The following is a 12,743-nucleotide window of genomic DNA, read 5'->3' as shown; positions in this document are numbered from 1 at the left end:
TTATTAGAAAGCTTCTACTTCATCCTCATCAATATCTCTTTCACCTTTTCCTCTTGTGATAATATGAATAGGTGTTCCTTCAAAGTTAATATTCTTTCTTAAAAAATTAATCAAATATCTTTTATATGAAAAATGTAGTAGTCGTGGTTTATTCATAATAAGTGCAACCCTTGGAGGTTTAACCTCATATTGAGTTGTATAATATATTCTTAAATATGCACCATTAGGACTTGGAAGAGCATGTCTAATAACAGCTTCTTCAATTGTTCTATTTAATACTGATGTTGGAATTCTTTGTGCATAATTTTCATAAATTTCTATAATTTTATCTTTTAGTCTATCTATACTTCTACCTGTTTTAGCTGAAACTGCAATAATAGGAGCATAATATAAAAATTTAAATTTAGAACGAATTTTATCTTCTAACTTTTGGAATGTATCCATATTCTCATCCCATTTATTTAAAACAATAATTGTTCCTAAACCATATTTATCTACAAGTCCTGCAATTTTTTCATCTAAATCAACTAATTCAGAAGAAGCATCTAAAACTAAAAGAGCTAAATTAGCTTTCTCTAGCATTTGAGTAGTTCTATTTAAAGCATATTTTTCTATACCTTCAATTTTCCCTCTTCTTCTTAGCCCTGCTGTATCAACAAAAGTGATGTGCTTGTCTTTGTAATCAAAAGATTCATCAACAGGGTCAATAGTAGTTCCTGCAACAGGAGAAACCACTGATCTTTCTTCTCCAACAAGTGCATTTAAAATTGAAGATTTCCCTACATTAACTCTACCAATAATAGCTACTTTAACTTGACCATCATCTAGTTGAGCAGTTTCATTAATATCTTCAACTGGGTCTAAAAATTGTTCTAAAGAAAGGTCATCTTCTACAATTTCACTGTTAATTATTACTTCTTCTTCAACTTTTCTTGCTGGAAGTCTATTAGCTATCCATTCAAATAAAGTTTTAGTTCCTCTATTGTGAGAAACAGAGATTCCAAATAGATTATCTTCATCTATTCCAAACTCATAAAAATTCCAAAGTCTTTCTTTCTCTTTATCATTATCAATTTTATTTACAACTAATGCAAGTTGTTTTCCTAAATCTTGAAGCTCATAAAATAGTTCTTTATCTTTATCATCAGGTAATTTTTTACCATCTACCATAAAAAGTATTATATCAGCCTCTTTTGCACACTCTATGGCCTTTCTTTTAACGTTTGTAAAAATTGCATCATTTGTTTCATCAATTCCACCAGTATCTAGCATTAAAGCATCTTTTTCTAAGATTTCAACTTCATGTCTTCTAATATCTCTAGTAGTTCCAGCCATATCAGAAACAATAGCTATTCTTTGTTTTGCAATTCTGTTAAACAGTGATGATTTACCTACATTTGGTTGACCAATTAAAGCAATTTTTTTTAGTTTTTTGTCCATATAGTCTTTATATCCTTTAAAAATAAAAAAGGCATTAGCAAAATGCTAATACCTTATATTAGTAAATTAGATTATATCTTAATATAATCCAAATTTACCTTCGTCTTTTGATTTGTATAATACTCTCATATTATCATCTTTGTCATAGAATACTTTAAAGATAGCATCTGATTCTTTTAACTCAGTTAATGCTTCTTCAATATCCATTGGTTTGTAAGAAGTAAGTCTTACAGGGAAGATTTCAGAATCTAATTTATCTAGTTCATTAGCAATTTGGTCTTCAATCTCTTGAGAAACTACTTCAGTAAGCTTAGTTGCTTTATGACCAGTAATTTTATCATGATGTCTTCTTAAAACTTTTGATACTCTATCTACAGCAATATCAACTGCTGCATATAAATCTTTATCTTTTTGTTTTACAACTACAGTATCTAAATGTGCAATATTTAAAGTGAATTCAAAAGTAAAAGCTTTTCTACCATTTTTTTCTTCTTGTGCAATAATTGCATTAACAGATATAATATCTAAATTATATTTTTTGAAAATTTCGATTGAGCTATTAACGTAATCTTTAATTGGCTCTGTTAATTCTATGTGTCTTCCTACAATACTTGTATTCATAACATACTCCTTTGCTTTATAATTAAAATAATTCTAGCACAAAATATATAAAAACAGCATTTATAATACAAGATTCATAGATTAAATTAGTATTTCTCTGTTACCTTTGGCATTTGCTTCACTTAAAACACCTGTTTGCTCTAATTGTTCCACAATTGTAGCTGCTCTGTTGTACCCTATTCTTAGTTTTCTTTGAATATATGAAATAGATGTTTTTTTGTCATTTAAAACAACTAATTTTGCATCTTCATAAAGTTCATCTAATTCTCCAAGTTCAACACCAGTTGCACCTGCAATATCAGAAGTATTTCTATCTTTTACAAAGTTCATATCATATTCTACTTCTCTTTGGTACTTTAAGAAGTCAACTACAGCTTCAATTTCATCCTCTTTTGACCAAGGTGCATGAATTCTTACAATATTTGAAGTACCAGGAGGTGTAAATAACATATCTCCACGTCCAAGTAATGACTCAGCACCTAAAGAGTCTAAGATGATTTTTGAATCAACCTTTTGACCCACTTTGTATGATAATCTACTTGGTAAGTTTGCTTTAATAAGACCTGTTACAACATCAACAGAAGGTCTTTGCGTTGCAACAATTAAGTGAATACCACTAGCTCTTGCCATTTGAGCAAGTCTTGCAATAGAGTGTTCAACATCTTTTCCACTTGTCATCATTAAATCAGCTAACTCATCGATAACTACAACAATATAAGGGATTTTATCATACCCTTCTTTTTTAGCTTTTTCATTATAGTTTTCAATATTTTTAGTTTTTGTTTGAGACATTAAAGTATATCTTCTTTCCATTTCAGCAACCATATTAGATAAAGCATTAATAGCATCTGTTGGTTTTGTAATAACAGGAGTTAAAAGATGTGGAATGTCATTATACATTGAAAACTCTAGCATTTTTGGATCAATCATTACAAGTCTTAAATTATCTGGAGAGTTCTTATACAATAATGATAAAATCATTGCATTAATACCTACAGATTTACCAGAACCAGTAGTTCCAGCAATAAGTAAATGTGGTAACTTCTTTAAGTCTGTAATAAAAGGTTTTCCAACAATATCTTTACCTAAAACCATTGTTAATGGTGATTTAGAGTTTTGAAAAATCTCACTCTCTAAAAGTTCTCTAATAAAAATTGTTTGCATATCTTCATTTGGAACCTCAATTCCAACAACATCTTTTCCTGGAATTGGAGCTTGAATTCTTATTGTTTGAGCTTTTAAAGCCATTGCTAAATCATCTTGAAGGTTTAAAATCTTTGAAACCTTTACATTTGGAGCTGGTTTAAACTCAAATGTAGTAACAACAGGCCCTGTATAAGTTCTTACAACATCACCTTCAATTTTGAACATTAAAAGTTTTTCTAATAAATCTTCAATCTTTTGATCAATTACACCTTCTGATATTTTTGATTTTTTATCTTTTGGTGCATTTTGAAAGAATTTAGTTGGTGGTAGCTCAAAATCTTTTGGCTTTTCAGTTTTACCTAATTCAATATCTTCTAGAAGTTTTTTATTTTCTTCTAATTCATCTACAATAATTCCATGGGAAGTTGTATCTTCAACTACTGTGATATCAGAGATTTCTTCTTCAACTGAAGAGATATTTATCTCTTTTACTTCTTCTTTATTTAAATCTTCTTGGTCTAAAGAGATAATATTTAAGTCATCAACTTTAATATCAGTAATACTCTCTGCACTCTCATCAATTACAATTTCAGGAATCTCTTCCTCTTCTTGAATAGAAATCTTCTCTTCTTTTACAGGAGCTTGTTTTCTTTCTCTTTTCTCTTTTTTTCTGCTAGAGATTCTTTTAGGTTTAGATGTAGTGTCTACTTTTTTGAAGTTTGGAGTTATTTTTTCAATATCAATATTAAAACTCATGTCTTCAAGAAGAATTAAAAATGAGATTACAAAACCTATAATAACGAATATCCAAAGACCAGCAACCCCGATAAATGGCATCATTGAGTCAACAATATAGTTACCTATTTCACCACTTAGTTTTCCATCTACAACTAAAGATTGGAAAGTTAAAAGAGTAATCAATAATAAGAAAATTGAAACAGTTTTTATAGAAAAATCATTCCAATCAAAATTTTCTTTAAAGTTAATAATATAAAGTGGCACTAATAGTAATAATAAATATCCATATGATAAAAATCCAAAATTAGTGTGAGAAAAGTTAGCAAATACAGAACCTATTTGCCCTACACTACTTTTATCTGATATGAAGGTTGCATATTCAAAATATACAATTAAAAAAAGTATGATTAGTGAAAAAATCTTCTTTAAAATTTTAAAGCCTTTATTTTAATAATTTTGCAATTCTACTTTGTAGTTTTAACCATTGTCTATGTTCAAACAGTGGAAAACCTGCCCATTGTTTCTTTGGTTCAGTAATTGATTTAGTTACCCCACCACGAGCTGCAATTGTTGTAAAAGGTGCTATTTCAAGATGTCCAGCTGTAGCACTTTGTCCACCCATAATTACATATTCATTTAAAATAGTAGAACCAGAAAGCCCTACTTGACCTGTTAAGATACATCCATCTTTTAAAACACAGTTGTGTGCAATATGAACTAAATTATCAAGTCTAACACCATTTCCAATGATTGTTGAATTAAATGCTGCTCTATCGATACAACAATTAGAACCAATTTCAACATCATTTCCAACTGTTACATTACCATTTTGATAAATCTTAATATATTTTCCAGTTTGTGTGTGTGCAAATCCAAAACCATCACTTCCTATAACAGTTCCAGCATGGATTATACAATCATCTCCAATTGTACAATCCCTATAAACTGATACATTAGGATAGATAATTGTATTATCTCCGATAGATACATTATCTCCAATGAAACTTCCAGACATAATAGTACAGTTTTTACCTATTTTTGAGTCTTTTCCTAAATAAACATTAGGCATGATGTTTGTATTTTCACCTACAATACAATCATTCCCTTTAGTTTCTACTACTTTAGGTGCAAAGAACTTACTTAATCTAGCTAAAGTTAAGTATGGTTCTTCACAAATAATTGCAATTGTACCTTCTGGAACATCTTTTGCAAACTCTTCTTTTACTAAAACAGCTCCTGCTTTAGTTTTAGATAAATCATTAACGTACTTTTTGTTCTCTAAAAAAGAGACTTCATTTGCATTTGCATCTAAAAGTGTATTTAAGCCAGAAACTTCAAGCTTAGAGTCTAAACTAATATCTATTTTTTCTAATATATCAGATAAAATCAAATCTTTTCCTATCTTTCCATTGCTACAACACCACTTTTTACTACTTCTAGTGGTTTGTATTTATTCATAATATTTGTAAAGTTTGCAATTCTACTTGGTGCATCAGTTGCAGAGATAACGATTGCATCATCTGTAACATTTTGGATATGACCATTATATGCTCTTGCAATTACTTCAATATCACTAAGAGGTTGTTCAATTGGTATTTTGATTAAAACAGTCTCTTTTTCAATAACATTTTGGTGTTCATTTACTTTTAAAACAGGAATTAATTTATTTAATTGTTTAACAATTTGATCAATAACTCTTTTGCTTCCTGTTGTAACAATAGTCATTCTTGAGTATTTTGAACCACTCATAGGTGCTACTGTTAAAGAATCAATATTATATCCTCTTGCAGAGAAAAGCCCTACAATTCTAGATAAAACATTGTGTTCATTGATAACGATTACAGAGATAACCTGTCTTGTTGTTTCTGAATCATAATAGTGATTAAAATTATTCATTGCTATCTCCTAATAAAGTCATTTCATTTAATGCGTGTCCATTTGGAACCATTGGTAATACAATTTCATCTCTTGCTACAATAACATCAATCATTGCAGGTTTTTTCTTTTCAACTGCATCTTTTAGAGCTTCATCAAACTCTTTTTTAGTTGTTACTCTATAACCATTTCCTCCAAATGCTTCTACAAGCTTTTTAAAGTCAGGTTGTGCACTTAAATCTGTTTCAGATAATCTATTTTCATAGAATAGTGTTTGCCATTGTCTTACCATTCCTAAATAGTTATTATTTAAAATAATATTAATTACTGGTAAATTATATTCAACACAAGTCATTAACTCTTGGATGTTCATTAAAATTGAACCATCACCAGTGAAGTTAATAGATACTTTGTCTGGGTTACCTCTAGCAACACCCATTGCTCCAGGAAGTCCGAATCCCATAGTTCCTAAACCACCTGAAGTGTTCCATTGTCTAGGGAAAGAGAATGGATAAAATTGTGCTGTCCACATTTGGTGTTGACCAACATCTGTAGAGATAATTGCATTTTCACCTAATGTTTGACCAACTCTTTCAATAGCCCATTGAGGTTTAATAACAGCATCAGAGTCTTGGTATCTTAATGGCTCTTTTTCTCTATAATCTCTTAATAAAGAAACCCAATTTGTATACTCATTAAACTCCATCTCTTTTGCAGCTTCAATCATACCTTCTACAGTAACTTTTAAATCCCCTACAATTGGATAATTTGTATCTACTAATTTACCAATCGAAGTTGGGTCAACATCTACATGAATTACTTTTGCTTTTTTAGCAAACTCATCAAGTCTTCCTGTAACCCTATCATCAAATCTTGCACCTAAAGAGATAATACAATCAGTATCATGTGCTGCCATATTTGCTGCAAACTCTCCATGCATACCTAACATTCCCATGAATAAATCATTCTCATCACCCATAACACCTCTAGCCATAAGTGTTTCAACAACAGGAATGTTTGTCATTTTTGCAAACTCTCTAATTTCATAAGCACAATTTGCTAAAATTGCACCACCACCAACGTATAATAAAGGCTTTTTAGATTTTGCAATTGCATCCATTGCCTTTTTTAATTGTCTTTTATTGTAATTAACTGTAGGTTTGTATGTTGGAATATCTACTTCTTTAGGATATTCAAAGTTTGCAACCTCTGCTGTAATATCTTTAGGAATATCAATATGGACAGGACCAGGTCTTCCCGTTGCTGCTATATGAAATGCCTCTTTTATAATTCTTGGTAAATCTTTAATATCATTTACTAGATAGTTATGTTTTGTACATGGTCTACTAATACCAACTGCATCTATTTCTTGGAATCCATCTGTACCTATGATTGTTGTTGGAACTTGTCCTGAAATAACAACCATTGGAACTGAATCCATATATGCATCTGCTAGTCCTGTTACTGCGTTTGTGAAACCAGGTCCACTTGTTACAATAGCAACACCTACTTTACCAGTAGATTTCGCAAAACCTTCAGCAGCATGAATTGCTGCTTGCTCGTGTCTAGTTAAAATATGTTGAAAAAAACTCTGCTTATAAATTTCGTCATAGACATTCATAATAGCGCCACCAGGGTAACCAAATACTACATCTACCCCTTCCTCTTTTAATGATTCTGTAACCATTTTTGCGCCAGTTATTCTCATTGTCTTTTCCTTTTATAAAATAATCAAAGATTATACAGAAGTATTGATTAATAGCAGTTTAATAAGCAATTTTATGATTAATTTTAAGTTTAGCTTAGATTTATTATTTTTTTGGTAAAATGTATAATAATTAATCTACTTTAAGAGGTTTTGATGGATATTAATAATGTAAACAATAATATTGCTTCGTTAAATAGTTCTTCTGATTATCAACTTAATAAAGCTAATGGGTCCTCAAAAGTTCAAGACACTAGTAGTGACTTTTTACATCTAACAATTAATGACTATAATCAAAAAAGAGATGAACTTTCAGAATCTTTACAATCCTTTAATACTGGGATTGCTATAACAAAAGTAGCTGAAAATGGTTTAAATAAACAAGAAGAGATATTAAATAATATTCAAGAAAAACTTAACTCTTTAGATGAGAATACTCAAAATAAAAATGAAATAAAAAATGATTTAAATAAAGAGCTTATGAACTTTAAAGAAGAAGCTTTTCAAACAAAATATCAAAGAGAAAACCTAATTGCTCTTGATGATTATGAAGAGAATCTATCAGTTACAATTTCTACTAAAGAGGCTTATCACTCTATTGATAAACCAAACACTCCTCAAATAGCAAACTCTCTTGCTCAAGAGTTTAGTAGAAATGATTTTAACAATGAAGATGCATTAAACCTAACAAAAGAGCAAGTTGCTTTAGCTCAAAAAGAGATTCAAGGGTATAAGGATCAATTCAATGATTTAGGTGGAAAACTTGAATCAAGTGCAAGGGATTCTATCTCTACTCAAGTGGAGCTATCAAAACTTAATATGCAGAACCTAAAAAAAGGTGAAGAAATAAATTTTGGTCAAGAGATGAATGATTTTTCTAAAACAAATATTACTTCAAATATGGGTTATTTAGCTGCTTCACAAGCAAATATTATGCAAGAGCAAAGTGTAAGACTATTATCTAAGTAAACAAGAGTTAATAGCTACACCCTCTCTTAAACCATCATCTAAAACTATAGACTCTTTTTTATCTAATACTTCAAATATAGTTTTATAAATATAAACACCAACTTCGATAAATTCTACTCTACCACGACCTACAAGTTTTGTAATTGTAGAAGTTGAAGAGTTTCTAAAAAGCTCTAAACACTCATCTAAATCTTTTATTTTAATTTTTGTACCATTTACAGCATCTTTATCATAATGAAAGAAGTCTTGCCCTAGTTTTATTGCTGCAATTGTAGTTGGAGTCCCCGCAGTAGCAACAAAGGTATAATTTTTTGTATCTACACTATTCTCTTCTAAAAAATTTTTGATATCTTTTTTGTGGGCTTGTAGTTCTTTATTTAAATCTTCATAATTATCATACTTTTGAGTTAAAGTAACTATTCCAAAATTAAAACTATGGGAAATAGACTCATCTTCATCACTAACAATTATTTCAGTAGAACCACCACCAATATCAAGCAAAATAAATTTTGAAGAGTTAATTTTTTCTCTTTTTAAAGCATACTTTACGGCTAAAAGTGTAAGTCTAGCTTCTTCTTTACCATCAATGATTTTAAATTGTGCACCTGTTTGTTTTTTGAAGTAAGATAAAACTTCTGTTGAGTTATTAGCTAATCTCATTGCAGCAGTTGTAACACAAATAGCTTTACTTGGGTCATATCCTAACTTTTCAGAAGAAGAGTTAATCGCATCTACTACTCTTTGTTGAGCTTCATTTGAAATACAATTTGTCTCAGATAAACCATCAGCCATACCTACAACTTCATTGTGTTCACCAAGTACTTCATTATTTAAACAATCGTAGATTAGGACTCTAAAAGAGTTAGAGCCCAAGTCAATAGCAGTAACTTGATTCATCTATGGATGTCTAATTTTAAGTTTTGAGTTTAAAAGATATCCAATGATAATCATTGAAATTAGAACAATATTTTCGTTTATTAGTCCAGTTAACCAAACTAAATAAACAACCCATAATAAAATAGCACCTAAAGGAGTTGGAACACCGATAAAATACTTTTCAACTTCACCTTCTTGAGCATTAATATTAAACTGAATTAACCTTCTAAGACCAGAAATCACATAATAGATAAATGCAAAAGCTACTAAAGGTGTAGAAAGCATTAATTCTTTTCCGTCAATTACAGCAAAAAAGATAAACATAGTTGGAACAATTACAAATGATAAAAAGTCAGCAAATGAATCTAACTGAATACCAAACTCTGTAGATAAGTTATATTTTCTAGCAATCTTTCCATCTACAATGTCAAAAGCACCTGCAAGCCAAGCAAAAAGTGCTGCCGCAAAAAAATTATTATGTGTTAAATAATAAATTGCTAACATACCAGCAGCAATATTAAAAAAAGTAGCCAAATTAGCTAAGTTAAAATGACTATTTTTATTAAATAGAAATGTCAATTATTCTCCTTCGTTATAAATAGTAAACTGATTTCTACCATTCTCTTTTGATTTATATAAACACTCATCAGCTATTTTATAAAGCTTGTTACAAGATGTGTATGAATATGGTTTATAAATAACAGCACCAATAGATATGGTAACTACGTTCGCTATTTTACTATTTTTATGCTCAATATTTAATGATTGTATGTTCTTATTTACATCTTTTAGACATTCTTTTAGAGTTTTTTCATCAATATCAAACAAAATAACTCCAAATTCTTCCCCACCAAGTCTAAATACATATTCATAATCTTTATTGAAATACTCTTTAAGCTCTTTTGCTACAGCTTTTAAAGTCTCATCACCTAAATCATGTCCATAGGTGTCATTGTACTGCTTAAAAAAGTCAATATCTAACATCACAAAAGCAGTATGCCAAGAGTTTTGGTTTGAAATAAATGGCATATTATCAAATATCTTGTCAAAATATTTTCTGTTGTATAGCTTTGTCATTGAATCAGTTATTGACTCTAAGGCATATTTTTTAGTTAAAATTTTTAATTGATTGTCTTTTTTTATGATTGAATAAATAATAAAAGAGATAAATAAAAATGATACTGCAATTAAGGCAATCATATTATAAAAAAGATACTCTTTCATTGATGAGTATTCATTTAGAAACTCTACTCTTTTTTTATAGGCAATTTTCTTTTCATACTCTTTTAAAAACTCTATTTTTTTGATTACTTTTTTATAAGTAGCTATTTTTGTTTTATAAGTTAATGAGTTTTTTACATCTTTATTGATTTTATTTACTACTTTTCTCTCTTCTATACCCTTATAAGAGTTGTTATAATAATTCCAATCTTTTTGTATTGATTTAAAAAAAGGGTCTCTTTCACATCTTTTATATGTTCTCATACATTTTATTAAGTCATTATAATCTTCTTCTATACTATGAAGTTTTAGTACAGGAATATAATTTCCAAAATATATATAATCTATTTGTTTTTTTAGTTTGTCTATTTGAGAATTAAACATAAAACTAGAAGTAAACAAAGAAGCTAAAATAATAAAACTAAGAACTGCTAATTTAAAACCAACACTTTTATAAAACTCTTTTCTCATAGGAAAATTATATCCAATAAGTATTAAAAAAGGTTATGAAATAGCTTAACTTATTCTTAAACATGATTTAGATACAATCGCGATTTTAAGAAGAAAGGGTTTTATTTTGTTGAATATCAAAGATACAATAATTGGTAAATCAGTTAAAAGTGATGTTTTATCAGGAATAGTTGTTGCTATTGCTTTAGTTCCAGAAGCTATTGCATTTTCAATTATTGCTGGTGTATCACCTTTAGTTGGTTTATATACAGCATTTATTTTAGGTCTGATTACTGCATTGGTTGGTGGTAAAGCAGGAATGATTTCTGGTGCAACAGGTGCTATTGCAGTTGTTTTAGTTGGATTAGGAGTTAAAGTTAAAGAGTCTATTCCAGAAGATTTAATGGCTCAACTTACAGCAAATGGAGAGTTGTCTACTTATATTTTACAGTATATTTTATTAGCTACAATTCTTGCTGGTATTTTTCAAGTTTTAATTGGTGTTTTTAAACTTGGAAAGTTAATAAGACTTGTTCCTCAACCTGCAATGTACGGTTTTGTAAATGGTCTTGCTATTGTAATTGCACTTGCACAGTTCCCACTATTTAAAGGTGAGAGTTGGATAATGTATGCACTTGTTGCTATTACTATGATTATTGTTAAATTCTTTCCAAAAATATCAACAGCAGTTCCATCTGGACTTGTAGCTATTGTTGTTATTTCAGCAGTTGTTATTGGAATGGACTTAGATACAAAAAGAGTTGGTGATTTAGCTGATATTTCAGGAAATCTACCATCTTTTGCCCTACCTACACTACATATTGATATGGATGCTGTGTTAATGGTTCTTCCATACTCTGTTTTAGTTGCGCTTGTTGGTTTAATTGAGTCTCTTTTAACTCTTTCAGTTTTAGATGAAATGGGTGGAAAAAGAGGAAGTGGAAATCAAGAGTGTATTGCACAAGGTGCAGGAAATATCACTTGTGGTTTCTTTGGTGGTATGGCAGGTTGTGCAATGATTGGACAATCTATTATCAACTTCTCAAATGGTGGTTGGGGAAGACTTTCAGGTATCACAGCTGCTATTTTACTTATCTCTTTTGTTGTTGCATTAAGTCCATATATTGCACTAATTCCAGTTGCTGTTTTAGTAGGAATTATGTTTATGGTTTCTATTGGGACATTTGAGTGGGAAAGTGGAAATAGAATTAGATTTATGCCAAACTCAGATAAGTTTGTTTTAGTTGCAGTAACAGTTATTACTATCTTTGCAGACTTAGCAATTGCAGTTATTACAGGTATTATTATCTCAGCTTTAGTATTTGCTTGGAATCACAGTAAAGTAAGAAGTAGAACTTACAGAGAAGATGATAACACAAAAGTATATGAGTTTGATGGACCACTATTCTTTGGTTCTACAACTTCATTTTTTGAATTATTTGATACAAAACACGACCCTGAAAATATTGTTTTAGACTTTAAAGATGCAAGAGTTATGGATATCTCTGGTGTTGAAGCTATTGATAATATTACAAAAAAATATGCAGATGCAGGGAAAAAACTTACAATTAGACACTTAAGTGAAGATTGTAAAAAAATACTTAAGGATGCAGGTCCATTTTGTACTTATGAAGAAGATGATCCTAAGTATAAGGTAGCTATAAACTATTAAGTTAATAGCTTTACTTTTTAAAGGCAATTA

General features: G+C 29.7%; 11 protein-coding genes. 2 read left to right on the top strand and 9 right to left on the bottom strand.

Translation table 11 applies throughout. From position 1 onward, the window contains the following. Nucleotides 1-3: 3 nt before the first annotated feature. The 6 genes from der to CRV02_RS04575 form a co-directional block, all read right to left on the bottom strand. Nucleotides 4-1,440, bottom strand: coding sequence for a ribosome biogenesis GTPase Der (der, locus tag CRV02_RS04600; protein WP_129089350.1), 1,437 nt, complete (start codon nucleotides 1,438-1,440; stop codon nucleotides 4-6). A gap of 78 nt (nucleotides 1,441-1,518) precedes the next feature. Beyond that, a complete protein-coding gene (gene hpf / locus CRV02_RS04595) occupies nucleotides 1,519-2,061 on the bottom strand; it encodes a ribosome hibernation-promoting factor, HPF/YfiA family (protein ID WP_129089349.1) in 543 nt (180 codons plus the stop codon). An 81-nt stretch (nucleotides 2,062-2,142) separates the two neighbouring features. Then, nucleotides 2,143-4,377: a DNA translocase FtsK gene (locus CRV02_RS04590; RefSeq protein WP_129089348.1), complete on the bottom strand. Its 2,235-nt coding sequence runs from the start codon at nucleotides 4,375-4,377 to the stop codon at nucleotides 2,143-2,145. A gap of 10 nt (nucleotides 4,378-4,387) precedes the next feature. Beyond that, nucleotides 4,388-5,335: a UDP-3-O-(3-hydroxymyristoyl)glucosamine N-acyltransferase gene (gene lpxD / locus CRV02_RS04585; RefSeq protein WP_129089347.1), complete on the bottom strand. Its 948-nt coding sequence runs from the start codon at nucleotides 5,333-5,335 to the stop codon at nucleotides 4,388-4,390. Nucleotides 5,336-5,343: 8 nt separating this feature from the next. Continuing rightward, complete coding sequence (ilvN, locus tag CRV02_RS04580; RefSeq protein ID WP_129083519.1) at nucleotides 5,344-5,841, bottom strand: acetolactate synthase small subunit; 498 nt, start codon at nucleotides 5,839-5,841, stop codon at nucleotides 5,344-5,346. Further along, nucleotides 5,834-7,528, bottom strand: a complete 1,695-nt coding sequence (locus CRV02_RS04575) for an acetolactate synthase large subunit (protein WP_129089346.1) — start codon at nucleotides 7,526-7,528, stop codon at nucleotides 5,834-5,836. Before CRV02_RS04575 ends, ilvN begins: the two co-directional genes overlap by 8 nt. A 153-nt stretch (nucleotides 7,529-7,681) precedes the next feature. Between CRV02_RS04575 and CRV02_RS04570 the strand changes: the two genes are divergently transcribed. Then, a complete protein-coding gene (locus CRV02_RS04570; RefSeq protein ID WP_129089345.1) occupies nucleotides 7,682-8,494 on the top strand; it encodes a hypothetical protein in 813 nt (270 codons plus the stop codon). Here CRV02_RS04570 and CRV02_RS04565 read toward each other — a convergent pair. The 3 genes from CRV02_RS04565 to CRV02_RS04555 are packed head-to-tail and all read right to left on the bottom strand — an operon-like array spanning nucleotide 8,483 to nucleotide 11,062. Next, nucleotides 8,483-9,391, bottom strand: a complete 909-nt coding sequence (locus CRV02_RS04565; RefSeq protein WP_129089344.1) for an exopolyphosphatase — start codon at nucleotides 9,389-9,391, stop codon at nucleotides 8,483-8,485. The genes CRV02_RS04570 and CRV02_RS04565 overlap by 12 nt on opposite strands. Next, the gene (locus CRV02_RS04560; protein WP_129083515.1) at nucleotides 9,392-9,949 is read right to left on the bottom strand and encodes a phosphatidylcholine/phosphatidylserine synthase; all 558 of its coding nucleotides are present in this window, start codon (nucleotides 9,947-9,949) and stop codon (nucleotides 9,392-9,394) included. Beyond that, nucleotides 9,950-11,062, bottom strand: a complete 1,113-nt coding sequence (locus tag CRV02_RS04555; RefSeq protein WP_129083514.1) for a GGDEF domain-containing protein — start codon at nucleotides 11,060-11,062, stop codon at nucleotides 9,950-9,952. It lies immediately after the preceding gene. A gap of 106 nt (nucleotides 11,063-11,168) precedes the next feature. Between CRV02_RS04555 and CRV02_RS04550 the strand changes: the two genes are divergently transcribed. Then, entirely contained in the window at nucleotides 11,169-12,713 is a 1,545-nt protein-coding gene (locus tag CRV02_RS04550; protein WP_129089343.1) for a SulP family inorganic anion transporter, read from the top strand. The last annotated feature ends 30 nt before the right edge of the window (nucleotides 12,714-12,743 follow it).

This window comes from Arcobacter sp. CECT 8989 (assembly GCF_004116715.1).
In the GTDB taxonomy this organism is placed as follows: Bacteria; Campylobacterota; Campylobacteria; order Campylobacterales; family Arcobacteraceae; genus Halarcobacter.
The sequence above is the reverse complement of the archived record's forward strand: the minus strand, read 5'-3'. Positions and strand labels throughout refer to the sequence as shown.